The sequence below is a fragment of the Curvibacter microcysteis genome (assembly GCF_028649455.1).
Classification (GTDB): domain Bacteria; phylum Pseudomonadota; class Gammaproteobacteria; order Burkholderiales; family Burkholderiaceae_C; genus Curvibacter; species Curvibacter microcysteis.
Map to the genome: position 1 here is coordinate 251,436 of NZ_JAQSIO010000003.1, position 17,985 is coordinate 269,420.

Annotated in this window: 20 protein-coding genes; 9 read left to right on the forward strand and 11 right to left on the reverse strand. The window is 65.6% G+C overall.

The annotated features are described in order from the left end of the window. The first annotated feature begins 48 nt into the window (after positions 1 to 48). Positions 49 to 573: a phosphoribosyltransferase gene (locus PSQ39_RS09810; protein ID WP_273926586.1), complete on the forward strand. Its 525-nt coding sequence runs from the start codon at positions 49 to 51 to the stop codon at positions 571 to 573. A gap of 99 nt (positions 574 to 672) precedes the next feature. On the opposite strand, the gene PSQ39_RS09815 is transcribed toward PSQ39_RS09810, so the two are convergent. From PSQ39_RS09815 to PSQ39_RS09825, 3 genes are all read right to left on the reverse strand, one after another. Further along, on the reverse strand, positions 673 to 1,491 hold the full coding sequence (locus PSQ39_RS09815) for a MinD/ParA family protein (RefSeq protein ID WP_273926587.1): 819 nt from the start codon (positions 1,489 to 1,491) through the stop codon (positions 673 to 675). A gap of 4 nt (positions 1,492 to 1,495) precedes the next feature. After that, complete coding sequence (locus PSQ39_RS09820) at positions 1,496 to 2,269, reverse strand: GGDEF domain-containing protein (protein WP_273926588.1); 774 nt, start codon at positions 2,267 to 2,269, stop codon at positions 1,496 to 1,498. An 84-nt stretch (positions 2,270 to 2,353) separates the two neighbouring features. After that, on the reverse strand, positions 2,354 to 4,021 hold the full coding sequence (locus PSQ39_RS09825; protein ID WP_273926589.1) for a SulP family inorganic anion transporter: 1,668 nt from the start codon (positions 4,019 to 4,021) through the stop codon (positions 2,354 to 2,356). A gap of 135 nt (positions 4,022 to 4,156) precedes the next feature. Between PSQ39_RS09825 and PSQ39_RS09830 the strand changes: the two genes are divergently transcribed. The 3 genes from PSQ39_RS09830 to PSQ39_RS09840 all read left to right on the forward strand — a co-directional run bounded on the left by PSQ39_RS09830 (position 4,157) and on the right by PSQ39_RS09840 (position 6,665). Beyond that, the gene (locus PSQ39_RS09830) at positions 4,157 to 5,389 is read left to right on the forward strand and encodes a PLP-dependent transferase (protein ID WP_273926590.1); all 1,233 of its coding nucleotides are present in this window, start codon (positions 4,157 to 4,159) and stop codon (positions 5,387 to 5,389) included. A 140-nt stretch (positions 5,390 to 5,529) separates the two neighbouring features. After that, positions 5,530 to 6,405, forward strand: a complete 876-nt coding sequence (locus tag PSQ39_RS09835) for a DUF2189 domain-containing protein (RefSeq protein WP_273926591.1) — start codon at positions 5,530 to 5,532, stop codon at positions 6,403 to 6,405. 59 nt (positions 6,406 to 6,464) lie between these two features. Next, positions 6,465 to 6,665 carry a hypothetical protein gene (locus PSQ39_RS09840; RefSeq protein WP_273926592.1) on the forward strand — a complete coding sequence of 67 codons (201 nt, stop codon included), beginning with the start codon at positions 6,465 to 6,467 and terminating at the stop codon, positions 6,663 to 6,665. Positions 6,666 to 6,785: 120 nt separating this feature from the next. On the opposite strand, the gene PSQ39_RS09845 is transcribed toward PSQ39_RS09840, so the two are convergent. Then, positions 6,786 to 7,391 (reverse strand): arylesterase, encoded by a 606-nt coding sequence (locus PSQ39_RS09845; protein WP_273926937.1) that lies wholly within the window; start codon positions 7,389 to 7,391, stop codon positions 6,786 to 6,788. Positions 7,392 to 7,487: 96 nt separating this feature from the next. On the opposite strand from PSQ39_RS09845, the gene PSQ39_RS09850 reads away from it, so the two are divergent. The 3 genes from PSQ39_RS09850 (at position 7,488) to PSQ39_RS09860 (ending at position 9,821) form a co-directional block, all read left to right on the forward strand. Further along, complete coding sequence (locus tag PSQ39_RS09850; protein WP_273926593.1) at positions 7,488 to 8,195, forward strand: ABC transporter ATP-binding protein; 708 nt, start codon at positions 7,488 to 7,490, stop codon at positions 8,193 to 8,195. 79 nt (positions 8,196 to 8,274) lie between these two features. Beyond that, on the forward strand, positions 8,275 to 9,009 hold the full coding sequence (gene rlmB, locus PSQ39_RS09855) for a 23S rRNA (guanosine(2251)-2'-O)-methyltransferase RlmB (RefSeq protein WP_273926594.1): 735 nt from the start codon (positions 8,275 to 8,277) through the stop codon (positions 9,007 to 9,009). A gap of 11 nt (positions 9,010 to 9,020) precedes the next feature. Then, positions 9,021 to 9,821, forward strand: a complete 801-nt coding sequence (locus PSQ39_RS09860; protein WP_273926595.1) for an SIR2 family NAD-dependent protein deacylase — start codon at positions 9,021 to 9,023, stop codon at positions 9,819 to 9,821. Between the two features lie 76 nt (positions 9,822 to 9,897). Here PSQ39_RS09860 and PSQ39_RS09865 read toward each other — a convergent pair whose 3' ends face one another. Then, on the reverse strand, positions 9,898 to 10,155 hold the full coding sequence (locus tag PSQ39_RS09865; RefSeq protein ID WP_273926596.1) for an HNH endonuclease: 258 nt from the start codon (positions 10,153 to 10,155) through the stop codon (positions 9,898 to 9,900). A 146-nt stretch (positions 10,156 to 10,301) separates the two neighbouring features. Here PSQ39_RS09865 and PSQ39_RS09870 point away from each other — a divergent pair, with 146 nt between their 5' ends. Beyond that, complete coding sequence (locus PSQ39_RS09870) at positions 10,302 to 10,496, forward strand: oxidoreductase-like domain-containing protein (protein WP_273926597.1); 195 nt, start codon at positions 10,302 to 10,304, stop codon at positions 10,494 to 10,496. Positions 10,497 to 10,581: 85 nt separating this feature from the next. Here the strand turns inward: PSQ39_RS09870 and PSQ39_RS09875 are convergent, their stop codons facing one another. Beyond that, on the reverse strand, positions 10,582 to 11,595 hold the full coding sequence (locus PSQ39_RS09875) for a Bug family tripartite tricarboxylate transporter substrate binding protein (RefSeq protein WP_273926598.1): 1,014 nt from the start codon (positions 11,593 to 11,595) through the stop codon (positions 10,582 to 10,584). 46 nt (positions 11,596 to 11,641) lie between these two features. After that, positions 11,642 to 12,109 (reverse strand): DUF3237 domain-containing protein, encoded by a 468-nt coding sequence (locus PSQ39_RS09880; protein WP_273926599.1) that lies wholly within the window; start codon positions 12,107 to 12,109, stop codon positions 11,642 to 11,644. 89 nt (positions 12,110 to 12,198) lie between these two features. Here PSQ39_RS09880 and PSQ39_RS09885 point away from each other — a divergent pair, with 89 nt between their 5' ends. After that, on the forward strand, positions 12,199 to 13,092 hold the full coding sequence (locus PSQ39_RS09885; protein WP_273926600.1) for a helix-turn-helix transcriptional regulator: 894 nt from the start codon (positions 12,199 to 12,201) through the stop codon (positions 13,090 to 13,092). A gap of 36 nt (positions 13,093 to 13,128) precedes the next feature. Here the strand turns inward: PSQ39_RS09885 and PSQ39_RS09890 are convergent, their stop codons facing one another. The 4 genes from PSQ39_RS09890 to PSQ39_RS09905 all read right to left on the reverse strand — a co-directional run bounded on the left by PSQ39_RS09890 (position 13,129) and on the right by PSQ39_RS09905 (position 17,817). After that, positions 13,129 to 13,722 (reverse strand): chromate transporter, encoded by a 594-nt coding sequence (locus PSQ39_RS09890; RefSeq protein WP_273926601.1) that lies wholly within the window; start codon positions 13,720 to 13,722, stop codon positions 13,129 to 13,131. Positions 13,723 to 13,730: 8 nt separating this feature from the next. Continuing rightward, positions 13,731 to 14,348, reverse strand: coding sequence for a chromate transporter (locus PSQ39_RS09895; protein WP_273926602.1), 618 nt, complete (start codon positions 14,346 to 14,348; stop codon positions 13,731 to 13,733). Between the two features lie 77 nt (positions 14,349 to 14,425). Continuing rightward, complete coding sequence (locus tag PSQ39_RS09900; RefSeq protein ID WP_273926603.1) at positions 14,426 to 16,567, reverse strand: 3-hydroxyacyl-CoA dehydrogenase NAD-binding domain-containing protein; 2,142 nt, start codon at positions 16,565 to 16,567, stop codon at positions 14,426 to 14,428. Positions 16,568 to 16,611: 44 nt separating this feature from the next. Beyond that, entirely contained in the window at positions 16,612 to 17,817 is a 1,206-nt protein-coding gene (locus PSQ39_RS09905; protein ID WP_273926604.1) for an acetyl-CoA C-acetyltransferase, read from the reverse strand. Between the last annotated feature and the right edge of the window lie 168 nt (positions 17,818 to 17,985).

Below are 17,985 nucleotides of genomic sequence, written 5' to 3' on the forward strand. Positions count from 1 at the left end.
GCCTGAGCGCAGCGGGCTTTTTTGGTTATTCCACCCAGGAGCTATCCGATGCTGACCGAAGACGGCAAACACCTGTACGTGAGCTACGACGAGTACCACAGCCTGATTGAAAAACTGGCCATCAAGATCCATCAATCGGGTTGGCAGTTCGACACCATCCTGTGTCTGGCTCGCGGCGGCATGCGCCCAGGCGACATCCTGAGCCGTATTTTTGACAAGCCCTTGGCCATCATGTCGACCAGTTCTTACCGTGCCGAAGCCGGTACGGTGCAGGGCCACCTCGACATCGCCCGCTTCATCACCACGCCCAAGGGCGAAATCGCTGGCCGCGTGCTGCTGGTCGATGACTTGGCTGATTCGGGCCACACGCTGAACGCGGTGATCAACATGCTAAAGACCAACTACAGCCCCATCACGGAGCTGCGCAGCGCCGTGATCTGGACCAAGCAGGTCTCGATCTTCAGCCCTGACTACTCGGTGGAGTACCTGCCCAGCAACCCCTGGATCCACCAACCCTTCGAAAGCTACGACAGCCTGCGGCCCGAAAAGCTGCTCGAAAAGTGGAAGATCTGAGCCCTCTGACCTGAGGCGGCCTGCTGCGGCAGGCCCATCGAAAAAAAGCCCCGCATGGCAACATGCGGGGCTTTTTTCATGGGCGGAGCCTCAGGGGGGTCAGGACCCGTTTGGCGTCAACACGGTCTCGTCGATCTTATTGGCCAACTGGGCAATCGCCAGCGCAGCCGGGCTGTTGGGGTTGTTCAGCGACAGCAGCTGACGGCGCATCACGGCGTCGCGCACCGAGGGGTCGGCCGGAATGTCACCGAGGTGAATCAAACGCACTGGGCGACCTGTGTCCGTGCTCACAAAGCGGTCCAGCACCTGCTGCAACTGACCCGTGATGGCGCGGCCATCGCCTGGGCGGACAGTCTGGTTGATGATCATTCGCACATGGCGGCGCTTTTGCTGCATCGACAGCACCTTGATGGCTGCGTAAGCGTCGGTCAGCGAGGTCGGCTCAGGCGTGGCCACGATCAGCACTTCGCCGGCCAGCGAGATGGCAAACAGCACCACATCCGAAATGCCCGCGCCGGTGTCCAGCAGCACCACGTCAAAGCGCGGCAGCAAACCCTTGAGCACGCGCACGAATTCGTCACGCACCTCGGGGGTCAGGCGCGAGTATTCAACCATGCCCGAGCCTGCCAGCAACACCGAGAAGCCGCCTGGGGCTTTGACAATGGCTTGGTCCACCGTGGCTTTGCCCGTGAACACATCGTGCAGGGTGACTTTGGGGTGCAGGTTGAGCACCACGTCCAAATTGGCCAGGCCCAGGTCGGCGTCCAGGACCAGCACACGTTGGCCTCGGCGTGTCAGGGCAGCAGCCAGGTTGGCCGCCACGAACGTCTTGCCGACGCCGCCTTTGCCGCTGGTGATGGCCATGACCTTGGCCGATACGGCGGCTGGGTGGAGGGTGGGTTTCAGCGCTTCGCTCATCTATTCACTTTCGGTTGGCGCTGTCGGCCGGGTCGCTGATGGGGGGGGCCATCTCGTCTGTCGTGGGGTCGGGCAGGTGGTAAAAAAGCAAACCTTTCTCCTCCGCACTGACGGTGCTGTCGGGTGGGAAGTCCAGACAGACGCGGTTGCGGCCCTCTGATTTGGCTCGGTACAACTGATGATCGGCGCGCTCAATCCAGGTCGGGATGCTGGCCTTGACCCAGGGCAGGGTGAAGGAGCCGCCAATGCTCACCGTCACCCGGATTTGCAGACCGGGCTCGATGGCGATGGAGGTGCTTTCCACAATGCTGCGGATGCGCTCGGCGACCGCCTCGCCGAAAGCGGCTTGGCAGCCGGGCAGGACCACGGCGAACTCTTCTCCGCCGTAGCGGGCCAGGGTGTCCATGGGCCGCACGCAGCTGGCCAGGGTTTGGGCCACGGCCTGCAGGACGATGTCACCAGCGGGGTGGCCGTAGGTGTCATTGACGACTTTGAAGTGGTCAATGTCAAGCATCAACAGCAGCGCCGATTCGCCGGTTCGGGTGACGCGGTCGACTTCGCGATCCAGCACCGCCCGGAATTGGCGGCGGTTGGCCAAGCCAGTCAGGGGGTCTTTCAGCGACAACTCGCACAGCCCGTCGATGAGCTGTTGCAGGTAGCCGGTGGGGGAGTCCGCTTCGGGTGAAGTGATTTCTTCATCCGAGGCCAGCAAGGCCTGTGCGGTATCGAGGCGCAGTTGGCTGAGTTCGATCGATGCAGGGGCCGGGTTGGAGGACACGAAGGGTCTTGGACAAGAGTTTGGGCAAGTTTAACAGTACCGTTCGTCTCGCTCGCCCGAGAAAAGCCGGCCTTCTACCCGGCTTTACCGTTGAATGGTGAATTTTTGCAACAAGGTCAGAGTTTCTGCATCGGTGCGACCTGTGAACAAAAGCGGTCCCTCCTGGAGGCAGCCCGCCCGGCGCAGCACGGTGTCCACGGGCAATTTCAGCCCACTGATGAACAGCGCTATACCGCGTTCGTGCAGCAACAGTGTGATTTGCTGAAACGCCTCCACCCCGGTCACATCGATGCGGTTGATCGGCTGGGCAAACAGACACACGGCCGCCGTGTCCGGCCGCTGAGCCAGTTGGTCCACCACATGGCGCTCCAAGGTACTGGCCGAAGCAAAGTCCAACTCCGCGTCCATGCGCAAGGCCAGGACATCGGGGGCCAGCAGCGGCAGATGCCACAAATGCCGGTCACGCAGACTGCCGTCGGGGTGCAGACCGACCTCGATGATGCGGGGGTGCAGGCGCTGGTACAGAAAGTGGGTCAGGCTGGCGATCAGCCCGGCCAGCACCCCCCAGTAGAGTTGCGGTGCTGTCAGTAGCGTCAGCGCGAAGGTGGCCGCTGCCGTCACGGCTTCGACCCGGGAAATCTTCCAAAGCCCGAGCAACTGCTGCGGCTTGATCAGGTTGAGCACGGCGGCCACCACAATCGCGGCCAGCACGGCCTGCGGCACATGGAACATGTAAGGCGTCAGGAACAGGAGCACCACCACCACCAGCAGCACCGAAAACAAGGTGGCCCAACCGGTTTTGGCCCCCGCGTACAAATTGACGGCCGAGCGTGAAAACGAGGCGCTGATCGGAAACGAGCCACTCAGGCCCGAGGCTATTTTGGCCAGACCCTGGCCAATCAGGTCCTGGTTTTCGTTCCACTGGGTGCCACCACGCTGGTTCTCTACCTTGGCGCTCGAGGCGGTCTCCAGAAAGCTGATCAGCGTGATCACCAGGGCCGGCATGATCAGTTGTCCAAATGCATTCAAGGGCAGGGCGCTTGGCCAGTAAAAGCTGGGCAGGCCTGCGGGCAAGGCGCCCACCACCGCGCCCCCTTGTTGGGCAAAACCCGTCCAGGCACTCAGCGCCCCAGCGCCGATCACCACCAGGATGGCGGCTGGCCAGCGTGGCACCCAGCGTTTGGCGGCCAGCAGGAGCAGCAGGGAGCCCAGTCCGAAGCCCACAGCGTTCAGATCGTGCGCGTTGGGCGACAGCCAATCGGTGGCCTCGGGCAGCATGCCGCTCAGAGCCCGCATTTGCGAGCCCAGGATCAGCAGGGCAGCGGCTTGGGTGAAGCCCGACAAGACGGGCGAGCTGACCAGGTTCAGCAGCCAGCCAAAGCGTCCCAAGCCCAACAGCAGTTGCAGGCCACCCGAAAACAGCGCCAGCCAAACGGCCAGCGACACCCAGGTGTCACTGCCGGGTTCGGCCAGGCCCGACAGCGAGGCGCCAATCAGCAGGCTGCTCAAGGCGGTGGGGCCGACGCCGAGCCGCGTGGACGAACTCCACAACACGGCCACCACAGCGGGCACGATGGAGGCGTAAATGCCGGTGACCAGGGGCATGCCCGCCAAGGCCGCATAGGCCACGCCTTGGGGCAGCAGCATCAGGCCCACGGTCATGCCGGCTGCAAACTCATTGAGCAACAAGGCCTTGGAAGGCCGTGGCCAATTGAGAAAGGGAAACAGGCGGTGCAGGCGGTCGTTGATCAAGGCAGTTACCGTGGGGGCTTGGATGTCTATAGGTGGTCATTTTGCGGCCAAAGCCATCTTCATTCCAATGCGGGGCCAGACATCGCGGTGCCGATGTTGACCCGCGCTTGCACAGCGCGGCGATAACATGACGCAATGAACGAGCCCAAACAGCCCACCCAGCAGCCCCAAACGGCGCTGATTCACCACCCCTATCAGCCCCCAGCCGGTTTTCAGGCGCCCCAGCCTGGCGTCTACAAGGCGTCGACCGTCATCTTCCCCAACACGGCAGCGATGCGCACGCGCGACTGGCGCAGCCGCCACGGCTACACCTACGGCTTGCACGGCACGCCCACCACCTTCACGCTCGAAGAACGTTTGTGCCAGCTTGAAGGGGGGCTGCAGTGCGTTTTGGTGCCCAGCGGGCTGGCTGCCCTGGCCAATGTGGCTTTGGCCTTGCTCCAGAGCGGTGATGAGGTGCTGATTCCGGACAACGCCTACGGTCCCAACAAGGCTTTGGCTGAGGGCGAGCTGGCGCGCTGGGGCATCAGCCACCAGTGGTACGACCCCTTGTCGCCCGCGGACTTGGCGCAGCGCCTGGGGCCGCGCACCCGCCTGGTCTGGTTGGAAGCGCCGGGCTCGGTGACCATGGAGTTTCCCGACCTGCCGGCCTTGACGCGGCTGTGCCGCGAGCACGGCGTGATCAGTGCGCTGGACAACACCTGGGGCGCTGGCCTGGCCTTCAACCCCTTTGATTTCGGTGAAGGCTGGGGCGTGGACATCAGCGCCCATGCGTTGACCAAGTACCCCAGCGGCGGGGGCGATGTGCTCATGGGCAGCGTCATCACCCGCGACGAGGCCCTGCACCTGCGCATCAAGGGCACGCACATGCGCCTGGGACTGGGCGTGGGCGCCAATGACGTCGAGACCCTGCTGCGCTCCTTGCCCAGCACGGCCTTGCGCTACCGAGCCCATGACCACGCAGCCCGCCAACTCGCGGGCTGGCTGCAGCAACGCGCCGAAGTGGTTCAGGTGCTGCACCCCGCCTTGGCTGGCGCGCCGGGACATGCCCAATGGCAGGCCTTGTGTGGCGCCGCCGATGGGGGAGCGGGTGCAGCGGCGGGCTTGTTCAGCATCTTGCTGGACTCGCGTTACAGCCCCGCTCAGGTGGACGCGTTCTGCGATGCCCTGAAGCTCTTCAAACTCGGCTACAGCTGGGGCGGGCCGATCAGCCTGGTTGTGCCTTACGCGCTGCGCTCCATGCGCCACCAGCCCACGCCGCATTTGCATGACGGTCACCTGGTGCGTTTCTCCATTGGTTTGGAAGCGGTGACGGACCTCCAAGCCGATCTGGCGCAGGCCCTCGCCGCGGCCTTGCCGTCTTTGTGAGTTGGACGGGCCCTTGGGCCGCTTGAAAGAGCAGCCCAGGCCCAAGCTTGGTAGTTTCCTGAGTAGCGCCTGACCAGGGTGCCGGTTAGCCTGAGGGGGCTTCTTCAGCTCCCTTTCTTGCGCAAAGGCTCAGGCACCCCATGGCAGCACCTCTTGCACACGACCCGGTTCCGGGCGCATCCGTTCCCCCCAACACCCCTGAATCGGGTCACGCCCCCGACAGCGCCGAGGCCTCCCGCCTGCGCCTCGCGCCGCTGCACTTCTCAGATCCTTGGCGTTGGTTGGCGCGCGGCGCGGCCGACCTCATCGCGGCGCCCGGCATTGCGCTGTTTTACGGCGTTTGTTTTTGGGGCATGGCGTTGTTGCTGGGCTGGGTGTTCCGCAGCAATCCCGAATACACCATGTCGATCGCGTCCGGCTGCCTGCTTCTGGGGCCGTTCTTGGCCATGGGCCTGTACGACGCCAGCCGCCGCCGTGAACTCGGTCTGAAGCCCGAGTTGGGGCGGTCCATCGTCTGCTGGGACCAGCACATGGGCAGCATGGCCATGCTGGTGCTGGTCTTGATGGTGCTTGAACTGATCTGGGGGCGTGCCTCTCTGGTGGTGTTTGCGGTGTTCTTCAACACCGGCATGCCGTCCACCACAGGCGTCATCCAGGCGGTGTTCAACCCGGAGAACTGGGAATTTGTCGCGGTCTACACCGTGGTGGGCGGCATTTTTGCCAGCCTGGTGTTCTCGATTGCCGTGGTCTCCATTCCCATGATCCTGGACCGCGACACCGACGCCATCACCGCGGCCATCACCAGCATCCGCGTGGTGCTGGGCCACACGGGGGTGATGCTGTTTTGGGGCGCTTTGATCACCGTCTTGGTCGCCTTGGCGCTGTGGCCCTGGGGCCTGGGGCTGGTGTTGTTGGGGCCCTGGCTGGGCCATGCGACCTGGCATGCTTATCGGGGCGCGGTTCAGTGGCCAGGGTCATCGCCAGCGTCGCCAGAGCCAACTTCCACGCAGGCCTGAGCCTGGAGGGGACGGGCCCGGTGTTACAGTGGACTTCAACTGGATAAGGAGAACCCAACTTGGCAACACCGAACTATGGCTACGAAAAGCGTCAGAAGGAACTGGCGAAGAAACGCAAGAAAGAAGAAAAGCTGAAGGCCAAAGCGGATCGGAAGACGCCTGGTGGTGAGTCCACCGACAGTGGGAACGAGTTCTCCGAACAGCCCGGCGACACGCCCAGCAGCGTCGCCCCCGCCACCGACACCCCTCCGGCGGCCTGAGTTCATCGTTGCGCGTTGATGGGCCCACTGCCGAGCCGCGCACAGACCGCTTGGGCGGGCCATCACCCGCGCTGAGCGCTCCTGGGCATGCTCAAGCCCGCGTCTCACAAGACGGCTTGATCAGCGCAACAAGCGGCGCAGTTCCGGCCACACATTGGCCAGCATCTGCGGATGCGCCTCTTCGGTCGGGTGGATGCGGTCGGCCTGGAACAGGCGCAAGGCGTCGGGCCGGTCGGCCACGCCCTTGAGCAAAAAGGGCACCAAGCCGGTTTTCTGGGCCGTCGCTACGCGACCGAAGGCCCGGCTGAAGTCTTCGCTGTAGGCCGCACCGTAGTTGGGCGGCACCTGCATCCCCACCAGCAGCACGCGGGCCCCGGCGGCCTGACAGGCCTGCACCATCTGCGTCAGGTTGTCCTCGGTCATCTTGATCGGCAGACCCCGCAAGGCGTCATTGCCCCCCAGTTCAATCACCACCACCTGCGGCTTGTGTTGGGCCAGCAAAGCTGGCAACCGTGATCGCCCGCCCGAGGTGGTGTCGCCGCTGATGCTGGCGTTCTGCACCTCGAACTGCGGCTTTTCCTGTCGGCCTTTGTCGGCCAGCAAGGCCACCCAGCCACTGCCTCGGCGCAGGCCATATTCGGCGCTCAGCGAGTCGCCCACCACCAGGACCAAAGGCGGGGCCTTGTTTTGTGCCTTCACCAAGCCGCCACATGACCCTGCGACGATGCCACCCAACACACTGCGGATAAAGTGACGCCGTGGGCGCTGTGTGTCCGCCACCGGCCGCTGATTTTTCAACTGATTCAAAACGCAAAGCCTTTCATGTCCGAACCCCTCACGCCCGCGATCATCTCGGTGGACCATGTGTTCAAGTCCGTCACCGATTCCACCGGCACCCTGGACATTTTGCGTGATATCGATTTCCGCCTGGCGGCGCGGGAAACTGCGGCCATTGTCGGCGCCTCGGGCTCGGGCAAAAGCACCTTGCTGTCCATCATGGCTGGGCTGGACACGCCCACGCGTGGCACCGTGAAGCTCGGTGGCGTGGACTTGTTTGCGCTCGATGAAGACGCCCGGGCCGCCCTTCGTGCGCGCCAGGTGGGCTTTGTCTTCCAGAGCTTCCAGCTGATGGGCAACCTCAGCGCGCTCGAGAACGTCATGTTGCCGCTGGAGCTTGCCGGGCGGCGCGACGCACGCCAGGCCGCCACCGAGATGCTGCACCGTGTCGGTCTGGGCCAGCGCCTGGGCCATTACCCCCGCGTGCTGTCAGGCGGTGAGCAGCAGCGCGTGGCGCTGGCCCGGGCCTTTGTGGTCCAGCCCGCCTTGCTGCTGGCCGATGAGCCCACAGGCAGCCTGGACTTTGCCACCGGCGACAAGATCATGTCTTTGATGTTCGAGCTCAACCGCGAATTCGGCACCACCCTGGTCTTGGTCACCCACGACCGGGGCATTGCGGCGCGTTGCGAGCACCGCATCGTGATTGAAGCCGGCCAAATCCAGGCCGAGACGGGGCCCAACGACAGCCTTTGAAGCCAGGGCTGGACGTCGGCTTGGCGCTGCGTGCCTGGGGGCGGGCCGCCGCTGGAGGCCGATGCCCGATAATCGGAGGATGTCATCCCCCAAAGTGCTGTTCGGCTTTCACGCCGTGGGCGTGCGGCTCAAGACCGCGCCCCAGACCATCATCGAAATTTACTTCGAGCCCACGCGCCGTGATGCGCGCATGCGCCAGTTCCTGGACCGCGTGCGCGAGGCCGGTGTCCGCCTGATCGAGGCTGACGGCCTGCGCCTGGCCAAGCTCGCCGGCAGCCATGGCCACCAGGGCGTCGCTGCCCGTGTCGAACCGACGGTGCAGATCAAGTCGCTGGACGATTTGCTCGACCAAGTCCAAGGCCCGCCCTTGTTGCTGGTGTTGGACGGGATCACCGATCCCCACAACCTGGGTGCTTGCCTGCGGGTGGCCGACGGCGCGGGTGCCCATGCCGTGATCGCCCCCAAAGACCATGCGGCGGGCATCAATGCCACCGTGGCCAAGGTGGCCAGTGGCGCGGCCGAGACCATGCCGTACTTCATGGTGACCAACCTGGCGCGCACCCTCGGTGAGCTCAAGGAACGCAACATCTGGTGCATTGGCACCAGCGGTGACGCGCCCAAGACCTTGTACCAGGTGGACCTCAAAGGTCCCACGGCCCTGATCCTGGGCGCTGAAGGCGACGGAATGCGCCAACTCACGCGCAAGACCTGCGATGAGCTGGTCAGCATCCCGATGGCGGGTGCGGTGGAAAGCCTCAACGTCTCGGTGGCCAGCGGCGTGTGCCTGTACGAGGCCCTGCGCCAGCGCAGCTGACAGGACGGTCCGTGACAGACCCCACCCTGGTCGCGGGCCTGCCAGAGGCCCCGGCCCTCGCTCTAGCCCGAACCTGGGTGGCAGAGGCCCAACGGATCGCGGTGCTCACGGGCGCCGGCGTCAGTGCGGAGTCGGGCGTGCCCACGTTCCGCGACGCGCTGGACGGCCATTGGTCGCGCTACGACCCCCAGCAACTCGCGACTGAGCAGGGCTTTCGGGCCGACCCCGACCTGATCTGGGGCTGGTACCGCCAGCGGCGAGAGCGCGTGGCCCTGGCCCGGCCCAATGCGGGCCACAGAGCCCTGGCGGACTTTGCTCAACGCCACCCGGGTCGCCTCACCCTGATCACGCAAAACGTCGACGGTCTTCACCAGCAAGCCGGCAGCCCCGAGGTGCTGGCCTTGCATGGGGCGTTGAATGCCAACCGCTGGCTCGATGAGCATGCGTCAGGCTGCTCCGAATCCGGCCAGTCGCCCGATCAAGCGGCTTTGACGAGCGCAGCCGCTGGCGGTGTGCCACGTTGTGCAGGTTGTGGTCGCCTGGTGCGCCCTGGCGTGGTCTGGTTTGGTGAGCCCTTGCCGGAGACGGTGCTGCGCACAGCCGAACGCGCGGCCCAGCGGTGTGACTTGATGCTGGTGGTGGGCACGGCCGGAGCAGTTCATCCTGCCGCGGGCTTGGTGCTGCTGGCGCACAGCGCAGGCGCCAGGGTGTTGGTGCTCAACCCGCAACCCACCGACCTGGACCCGTTGGCCACGCTGCGTTTGGTGAGCGGCTCAGCCCTTGGGCTGCCTGCACTGCTGGATGGGCTTTGAAGCCCCGGGTGGGGCCATGCGCTCTGGGGGGCCCGAGCCGAGCCGCCACCCTGGCCAGCGCCAGACCGCTTGGCGATCAAGCCTCTGAAGTCAAACGCAGTGAAGGCGGTGGGCTGGCGGCGCTTTGGTTGTGCCGCTGGTGGTTGCAGCGCGCATGGCTGATGGCCAGGTTGTCCTGGTGGCCACTGCCACCTTCGCTGCGCGGCTGGATGTGCTCCAGTGTCGCTTCGGCATGGGGCACATGCTCGCCACACACCCAGCAGGGCACTTGGCCATGCAGTTGGCGGGCCACGGTTCGGTAGATTTTTTCGCGCGCGAGGGTCAGGCTGCTCATGGGGCGGATGCATTGAAACCGGTCAAGGTGCCGGCGCAGGACCGAGCATAGGCGATGAGGACGCTCATTTTTTCGAGCCCGGGTTGGGTCCGACCCAAGGGCTGGGCGCGAATGAGGACTTGGCACTTGCGCCACAATCGTCCGCCATGAGCGACGCTTCTGTGACCGACCCCCAACCCCTGCCACCTCCACCCTTGGACCTGGACAGCTGCTGTGGCAATGGCTGTGACCCCTGCGTGGTGGACCTGCACGACTTGGCCATGGACCAGTACCGGCAGGACTTGCGTGCCTGGCGGGCGCGCCAGCCAGCACCGTCCGGTTCAGCGTCTGCACCGGGCTGAGGCTGGTCATGGGCGGCCCTGGCGCTGACTCCGCGCCTGGCCTTGCTGAAGGCTTCTGTGTGGCCGAGGTGGTGCGAGTTGGTGCTCAGTCCGCCTTGAAGCCCGTGGCGGCCACGGCCTTGCCCCAGGTGGCGGTGTCCGCTGCGATGATGCGGGCAAATTCCTCCCGACTGGTCCCCGTGACCTTGAAGCCGGCATCTTCGAGCTTTTGCTTGCCTTCGGGCGAGCGCACGGCCTTGGTGATGTCAGCGTTCAAGCGGGCCAGCAACTCGGGCGGGGTCTTGGCGGGTGCCACGATGCCAAACCAAGAGTTGAATTCCAGGCTGCTGTAGCCCTGTTCTCGCAACGTCGGTACATCAGGCAGGGCCGCCGTGCGGGTGGCGCCGGTGCTGCCCAGGGCGACTAACTTGCCCGCCTTCACATTGGGCGCGGCCAAACCCACGCTGGCGAACACACCCTGCACATCGCCGCTGAACAGGCCTCCCAGCGCATCGGTGGTGTTTTTGTAGTGCACGGCCTCAGGTTTCATGCCCACGGCATCCCCAAACATGAACGCGCCAAAGTGCCCCGGCGTGCCCGCACCGAAGGTGGCCATGAACATGCCTTTTTGGCTGCGTGTCCATTCGACAAAGTCACGCGCATTGCGCGAGGGCACCTTCTGGGGGTTGACCAGCAGCACGAAGTCGGCCGTCACCACCTGGCTGACGGGGGCGAAGTCCTTCACGGGGTCGTAGGGCAGGCGGCTGTAGCTGTTGGGGGCGATGCTCAGTTGACCGGTTTCGCCCAGCATCAGTGTGTAGCCGTCGGCGGGGGCGCGGGCGGCCTCGCTGGCGGCAATCAAGCCCCCGGCGCCGGGCTTGTTGTCCACCACCACCCCCGCATTGCCCCAGGCTTCTGACAGTTTCTGGGCCAGTTGGCGCGCCACGATGTCTGGCCCGGTGCCGGCGGGAAAGCCCACGATGATGCGCACCGGTTTGTTGGGGTAGGGCGCTGCGGCGGTTTGGGCCTGGGCGCCCAGGCTCAGCGCACCCAGGGTGCTGCCGATCAGAGCGAGGGCCAGGGTGTGGCGGCGCAGGGGCTTGGGCAGGTTCGAGGTCATGGTGTCTCCTTTGGTTTTTCGGGCAAATCAAGCGGTGCTGGGGCGGTCAAAGCAGTTCGTGAAAGCGCATCAGCACCTGGCTGGGCTCGCGCTGGCCCACGCCAATGAACAAGCGCTCCGTGATCCATTGCAGCGAGGGGGCTGCGGTCTCAAAGCGGGGGCTGCAGCGGAAGTAAATCAGGGCGGGGTCCACGGGTTCGCCGCGCACCAGGCGGGCCATGGCCTCGGGGGGGCCGCTGCGCAAAGCGTGGTTTTGCACGTAAATCAGTTCGCCGGCTTCGGTCTCCAGCACGTAGCGCGCGTCCAGTTCCGCCAGGGTGTCGCTCACCAGCAGTTGGAAGTCAGCGCCGCCAGGCAGCACCCGCGCCGTCCAGCCCGGGCCTTGCACCTGGCCGCCCAGGATGGGAATGACGCGGCGCCGGCCGCGTGGCGTGGCCCCCACTTCCTGGGGCGCACCCACCTGGACTTGCAGGTCGGCAAAGGGGCGAAACGAGGGCGGGGCGAAGTCAGGCATGGGGGCTCCGAATCAGGACTGCCCTAGCGTAAGTCCGGTGGCGTCACCAGCCTGTCATCCCTGAAGATGACAGGCATGGAGCATGGTTCATGAGAAAGTGGTCGCCCCCGGGGGCAGACGGGCGCTTGGCGTCGGTGGGCGCTCGGGCGGGGGGCGGTGCTGTCGGCGCTTCAGCCCTGGCCGCTGCTGGTGGGGTACTGGCGCAGGCCATTGACCAACTGGGCGAGCCCGGCTTCCAGTCCGGTTTGCTGCGCAACCTGGGGCCAGTCTTGCCCGCGGCGTCCTGGGCGGTGTATCGCACAGGCCTGGGTTGTCGGCCAGCCTTGTTCATGTCGAGCAGCCATGGTGTGCCAGACACCACGCGCGACTGTTGGCAGGCCTACCTGGCTGGCCCTTACCGTGCCGACCGCAGCCTGCACCTGGAGTCGGCTGCGGCGGCTCCGGGCAGTCTGCAACTGTGCCACATCAGCGCACGCGAAGTCACCCTAGAGCACCGGGCCTGCATCTACGAGGCCCACGGCGTGGCCGAGCGCCTGTCCATTGTGCAAACCGAGGGGCCAGACCACCTTTTCGCCGTCAATTTTTACCGCCACCAACACCAGCGTGCGTTCACGGACGCCCAGGTCAGCGATTTCGAGGCCTTGTCACCGGCCTTGTTGGCCTTGGTTCGCAAGCATTTGCAAGTGGCTCAGCATGCGCCAGCCGTCCCCTCTCACCTGGGATCCACCACGCCTGCCCCTCGAGGGATGGCGCTCGAACCTTCTGAACTGCGCCAGCGTTTGCAAGCCCTGTGCGCCAGTTTGACCGCGCGCGAGTTGGAGGTGTGTGAGCGCCTGCTGCAAGGCATGACGCAAGAAGGCATCGCGGCCGACCTGGGCCTGGGCCTGCCCACCGTCAAAACCTACCGCAATCGCGCCTTTGCCCGCTTGGGCATTCACTTTCGAAACGAACTCTTTGCCCGGGTATTGAGCCCAACGGACTGAGCCGCAGCCCGCGGGCCAGGTCAGCCCAGACCTGGCTCAAACCCAGCCCAAAGCCCCGAGCACCGCGCCCGCAGCCAGCAGCCAGAGCAGGTGAATGCGGGTGCGCCAAACGATCACCGCGGCCACCGCGCTGAGCGCCCACAGCGCCCCGTCGCGGGCCGGGCTGCCGCTGGCGCTGCCCAAGGTCCAGGCTGTGGCCAGCAGCAGGCCCACCACCAAGGGGGCCATGCCTTGCTTGAAGGCGCGCACGCTGCGGCGCTCGCGGTTGCGCGCGGCCCAGCGGGTGGCCAGCCAGGTCAGCACGGTGCTGGGCAGCAGCATGCCCATGAGCGTCAAACCCATGCCCAGCAGGCCCAACAGGGCGGCCTGACCACTCACGCTGTCGGCGCCGCTGGCGCCGGCCGCGTTCAAGCCCACGTTCCAACCCATCAGGCCAATGAAGAGCACGTTGGGCCCGGGGGCCGCCTGCGCGATGGCAATCGAGGCATTGAACTGGGCTTCGGTCAACCAGCGCTGTTGCAGCACCAGGTAGCGGTGCATGTCGGGCACCAAGGTGATGGCGCCGCCCACGGCCAGCAGGGACAGCGACATGTAGTGCAGCATCAAGTGCAGCCAATCGAGGGGACTCATGTGCAGGTTCATGGCTTGAGCTTTCTCCAGGTCAGTGCACAGGCCACCAGGCCCAGGCCCGGGACCACCCAGCCCAGCGGCCAGTGCAGCAGCCCCACCATGGCAAAACACAGGGCCGCCAGCAGTGCGCACAGGCCCTGGCCCAGGGGGTGTTTTTTGAGCGGTGCGGCCAGTTTGAAGGCCGTGGCCGCCACCATGCCAGCGGCGACGGCCGCCATGCCGCGCAGGGCGCCGGCCACTTGGGGGTTCTGGGCGAAGTGGGCGTACAGGAGGGCAGCGCCCAGCACCACCAGGGTCGGAAAGGTCAGCATCCCGGCCAAGCCCGCTAAGGCACCGCGCCAGCCAAAGTAGCGCTCGCCAATCATCACCGAGAGGTTCACCACGTTGGGGCCGGGCATGATCTGCGCGACCGCCCACTCTTCGACGAACTCTTCATTCGTCATCCATTTCTTTTTCTCCACCAGTTCGCGCTGCACCACGGCCAGCACCCCGCCAAAGCCTTGCAAGGCGAGGATGCTGAACGAGAAAAACAGATCGCTCAGCGACTGGGGTTGGGGGCGGGGCAGGGCGGGGGGAGAGGTCTCGCCCGCAGTGTTGGGGGCGTGGTCTGGGGGCGACGTAGGCATGGCTCCATTATCGCCAGGGTGCCCCCTTTCGCGCCGGCTCGGTTGACGAAGTCAGCAGTCGCAGGGGCACACCTTGCTCAGTACACCGGTCGATGGGACTCAATGGCCTGGCGCGTGGCCGCGTCGATGGCGAAGCCGGGGCCAAAGCGCTGGGCCAGTTGTTCGGCCCGTGCCAAAAAGACCGGAATGCCTGTGCCGTAGATGAACTGCATCGTGCCCCCGGTCCAGCCAGGGAAGCCGATGCCGAAGATGGAGCCGATGTTGGCGTCGTGGACGCTGCCCAGCACGCCCTCGGCCAGGCAGCGCGCGGTCTCGATGGCCTGGCGGTAGAGCAGGCGGTCTTTGACCTCCTGCAGATCCCAGGGCTGGTCAGGCTTTTCGAACAAGGGGCGCAGTTCAGGCCAGAGCCGCTTTTTCTGCCCCGTCGGGTAGTCGTAGAACCCGCCTCCACCGGCGCGGCCAGGGCGCTGCAAGGTCTTGACCATGCGCTCGACCAGCAGCTCGCCGGGGCTGGCGGTGTAGGTCTGGCCCAGGGCGGCCAGGTCGGCCCGGGTCTGGTCCAGCACATGCACGCTCAGGCTGAGCGCCGTTTCGTCCAGCACGGCCAGCGGGCCCACCGGCATGCCGGCTTGCATGGCGGCGTTTTCGATCACGGGCGCGGGGATGCCTTCGCTGAGCATGGCGGCACCCTCCATGACAAAGGTGCCGAAGGTGCGGCTGGTGTAAAAACCGCGCGCGTCGTTGACCACGATGGGCACCTTGCCAAGGGCCTGTACGTAATCGAAGGCACGCGCCACCGTGGCGTCGTCGGTTTGCTGGCCGCGGATGATCTCAACCAGCTTCATCTTGTCCACCGGGCTGAAGAAGTGGATGCCGACAAAGTGCTCGGGCCGCATGCTGGCCTGGGCCAGTCCGCTGATGGGCAGGGTCGAGGTGTTGCTGGCGAAGAAGCCCCCGCTGGCAAGGTGGGGCTCGGCTTCCCGGGTGACCTGGGCCTTGAGTTCGCGGTTCTCGAAAACGGCCTCGATGATCAAGTCGCAGCCTTGCAGGTCGGCGCTTTGGTCGGTGGCTTCGATGCGGTCGAGCAGGGCTTGCTGCGCGGCCAGGCTGAGTTTGGCTTTGTCGACCCGCGCTTGGGTCAGGGCTTGGCTGTAGGCCTTGCCCGCTTGCGCGCGCTCCAGGCTCACATCTTTGAGCACGGTCTGGATGCCCCGGCTGGCCTGGGCGTAGGCGATGCCCGCGCCCATCATGCCCGCACCCAGAATGCCCACTTTCTGGGGCTGGTAGCGCGGGCTGGTGCCGGGGCGCGACTGACCGCTCTTGATCGCGTTCATGTTGTGGAAGAACGTGTTGATCATGTTCTTGGCCACGGGGCTGACGATGAGCTGCGCCAGGTAGCGGCTTTCGATGCGCAAGGCGGTGTCGAAGTCCACCTGCGCGCCTTCCACCATGGCGGCCAGGGCCGCTTCGGGGGCGGGGTAGAGCCCGCGCGTGCTCTTTTTGAGCATGGCGGGGGCCACGGTCAGGGCGCTGGCGATCTTGGGGTTGCTGGGGGTGCCGCCCGGGATTTTGTAGTTCTTGTCGTCCCAGGGCTGGCGCGACTCCGGGTGCCCGGCAATCCAGTCCAGCGCGGCCGCGCGCAGTTGCTCGGGGCTGTTGACCAAGGCGTGCACCAGTTGCAGGTCCAGTGCCTCGCGGGGGGTGAACAGGCGGGCCTCCAGCACATAGGGCTGGGCGCCCATCAGGCCCAGCAAACGGGTCATTTTGGTGATGCCGCTGGCGCCGGGGATCAGACCCAGGGTCACCTCGGGCAGGCCAAATTGGATCTTGGGGTTGTCCACGGCGATGCGGTGGTGGCCGATCAGGGCCACTTCCCAACCGCCACCGAGCGCTGTGCCGTTGAGGCAGCTGACCACGGGAATGCCCAGGGTTTCGAGGGTGCGGAAGTTCTTCTTGGTTTGCTCGATCTCGGCAAAGACGCGGGGGGCGTCTTCGGCTTGCAGGCGCATGGTGGCCTTGAGGTCGGCGCCAGCGAAGAAAGTGGTCTTGGCCGAGGCCAGGATCAGGCCTTTGAGCTGGGCTCGGTCGGCCAGCACGCGGGCAGTGACCTCGGTGAGGTCTTGCTGCCAGGCTTGGCACATGGTGTTGACGGCCGAACCCGGTTCGTCAAAGGTGAGGGTGGCGATGCCGTCGGCGAGCTCGTAGCGGATGGTGTTCAAGGCAATGTCTCCGTCGTTCTGTGGGGGAGGGCGGGCGCGGGGGCTCAGAGGCGCTCGACGATGGTGGCAATGCCCATGCCGCCGCCGACACACAGTGTGGCCAGGCCGTAACGCAATTGCCGGCGTTCCAGCTCATCGATCAAGGTGCCCAGGATCATGGCGCCGGTGGCGCCCAGTGGGTGGCCCATGGCGATGGCGCCACCGTTGACGTTGACCTTCTCATGCGGCACGCCCAACTCTTTCATGAAGCGCATGGGGACGGCGGCAAAGGCCTCGTTGACCTCGAACAGGTCGATGTCTTGCACGCTCAAGCCCGCGCGGGCCAGTGCCTTGCGGGTGGCGGGCACCGGGCCTGTCAGCATGATGGTGGGGTCGGCGCCGCTCAGGGCGGTGGCCACGATCCGGGCGCGTGGTGTCAGGCCATGCTGGCGGGCTGCGGCGTCCGAGCCAATCAACACGGCGGCGGCACCGTCCACAATGCCCGAGGCGTTGCCGGCGTGGTGCACATGGTGGATGCGCTCGACCTGGGGGTAGCGCTGCAAAGCGACCGCGTCAAAGCCCAGGGCGCCCAGTTGCTCGAACGAGGGTTTGAGCCCGGCCAGTCCCTCCATCGTGGTCTGCGGTTTGATGAATTCATCCTGCGCCAGAATCGTTTGGCCCAGCGCGTCACGCACCGGCACGACCGAGCGCGTGAAGTGGCCGGCGGCCCGCGCAGCCGTGGCGCGGCGTTGGGACTCCAGCGCAAAGGCGTCTACATCGTGGCGGTTGTAGCCGTCCAAGGTGGCGATCAGGTCAGCGCCAATGCCTTGCGGCACAAACAAGGTGGCTGAATTGGTTTCAGGGTCTTGCGCCCAGGCGCCACCGTCCGAACCAATGGGCACGCGGCTCATGCTTTCCACGCCGCCGGCGACCACCAGGTCCTCCCAGCCTGAGCGCACTTTTTGCGCCGCCAGGTTGACGGCTTCCAAGCCTGAGGCGCAAAAGCGGTTCACCTGGACGCCCGCACAGCGGAAGTCCCAGCCGGCCTTGAGGGCGGCCACCTTGGGCAGCACCGAACCCTGTTCGCCAATCGGCGAGACGATGCCCATCACCACGTCATCGACCAGGGCGGTGTCAAAGCCGTTACGCGCCTGCAGGTTTTGCAGCAAGCCCGCCAGCAGGTTCACGGGCTTGACCTCGTACAGGCTCCCGTCTTTTTTGCCTTTGCCGCGTGGGGTGCGGATGGCGTCAAACACATAGGCTTCGGTCATGGCAGGTCTCCAGCAGGGTGGGGCGGCAGGCGCCCGGATGCGCCGCAGCGCAGGGTTTGGGGCGCAGTATATATTTTGAAAAGCAAACGCTCTGTAAAAATAGAGACACCCGCAAGCTTCCGTCAGCCGTCAAGCAGGCGCGCCGTTCGGGCATGAAAAAACCCGCCG

What these genes read in the sequence shown, in the direction of transcription:
- PSQ39_RS09870 (WP_273926597.1), top strand. Translation starts at nt 10,302, where the DNA reads ATGAGCGACGCTTCTGTGACCGACCCCCAACCCCTGCCACCTCCACCC.
- PSQ39_RS09865 (WP_273926596.1), bottom strand. Translation starts at nt 10,155, where the DNA reads ATGAGCAGCCTGACCCTCGCGCGCGAAAAAATCTACCGAACCGTGGCC.
- rlmB (WP_273926594.1), top strand. Translation starts at nt 8,275, where the DNA reads ATGTCATCCCCCAAAGTGCTGTTCGGCTTTCACGCCGTGGGCGTGCGG.
- PSQ39_RS09875 (WP_273926598.1), bottom strand. Translation starts at nt 11,595, where the DNA reads ATGACCTCGAACCTGCCCAAGCCCCTGCGCCGCCACACCCTGGCCCTC.
- PSQ39_RS09880 (WP_273926599.1), bottom strand. Translation starts at nt 12,109, where the DNA reads ATGCCTGACTTCGCCCCGCCCTCGTTTCGCCCCTTTGCCGACCTGCAA.
- PSQ39_RS09830 (WP_273926590.1), top strand. Translation starts at nt 4,157, where the DNA reads ATGAACGAGCCCAAACAGCCCACCCAGCAGCCCCAAACGGCGCTGATT.
- PSQ39_RS09885 (WP_273926600.1), top strand. Translation starts at nt 12,199, where the DNA reads ATGAGAAAGTGGTCGCCCCCGGGGGCAGACGGGCGCTTGGCGTCGGTG.
- PSQ39_RS09905 (WP_273926604.1), bottom strand. Translation starts at nt 17,817, where the DNA reads ATGACCGAAGCCTATGTGTTTGACGCCATCCGCACCCCACGCGGCAAA.
- PSQ39_RS09850 (WP_273926593.1), top strand. Translation starts at nt 7,488, where the DNA reads ATGTCCGAACCCCTCACGCCCGCGATCATCTCGGTGGACCATGTGTTC.
- PSQ39_RS09835 (WP_273926591.1), top strand. Translation starts at nt 5,530, where the DNA reads ATGGCAGCACCTCTTGCACACGACCCGGTTCCGGGCGCATCCGTTCCC.
- PSQ39_RS09815 (WP_273926587.1), bottom strand. Translation starts at nt 1,491, where the DNA reads ATGAGCGAAGCGCTGAAACCCACCCTCCACCCAGCCGCCGTATCGGCC.
- PSQ39_RS09810 (WP_273926586.1), top strand. Translation starts at nt 49, where the DNA reads ATGCTGACCGAAGACGGCAAACACCTGTACGTGAGCTACGACGAGTAC.
- PSQ39_RS09890 (WP_273926601.1), bottom strand. Translation starts at nt 13,722, where the DNA reads ATGAGTCCCCTCGATTGGCTGCACTTGATGCTGCACTACATGTCGCTG.
- PSQ39_RS09895 (WP_273926602.1), bottom strand. Translation starts at nt 14,348, where the DNA reads ATGCCTACGTCGCCCCCAGACCACGCCCCCAACACTGCGGGCGAGACC.